Below are 670 nucleotides of genomic sequence, written 5' to 3' on the forward strand. Positions count from 1 at the left end.
TAGCTGAAGCGTTAGACTCTTATATTCCAGAGCCAGAGCGTGATATCGATAAGCCATTCCTACTACCAATCGAAGACGTATTCTCGATTTCAGGTCGTGGTACAGTGGTAACTGGTCGTGTTGAGCGTGGTATTGTACGTGTATCTGACGAAGTAGAAATCGTTGGTGTTCATGCAACTACTAAGACAACATGTACTGGTGTAGAAATGTTCCGTAAACTGCTTGACGAAGGTCGTGCAGGCGAGAACTGTGGTGTGTTATTACGTGGTACTAAGCGTGATGACGTAGAACGTGGTCAAGTACTAGCTAAGCCTGGTTCAATCACGCCACACACTACATTCGAATCAGAAGTGTATGTGTTATCAAAAGAAGAAGGCGGACGTCACACTCCATTCTTCAAAGGTTACCGTCCACAGTTCTACTTCCGTACAACAGACGTAACAGGCACAATTGAGTTACCAGAAGGCGTAGAAATGGTTATGCCTGGTGATAACATCAAAATGGTAGTTACCCTGATTTACCCAATCGCGATGGACGACGGTTTACGTTTCGCTATCCGTGAAGGTGGCCGTACAGTTGGTGCTGGTGTAGTAGCTAAAATCATCGCGTAATAGCGACTTTAGTGAACACTGAAAAAGGAAGCTTCGGCTTCCTTTTTTGTTTTTAGGAA

Annotated in this window: 1 protein-coding gene; it reads left to right on the forward strand. The window is 44.6% G+C overall.

The window, feature by feature from the left end:
* Positions 1-611 (forward strand): EF-Tu C-terminal domain-related protein (locus AC19MV_RS23025; protein WP_498310043.1); only part of this gene is annotated, 611 nt, incomplete at its 5' end.
* Positions 612-670 lie beyond the last annotated feature (59 nt).

The organism is Shewanella sp. MF05913, assembly GCF_059758095.1.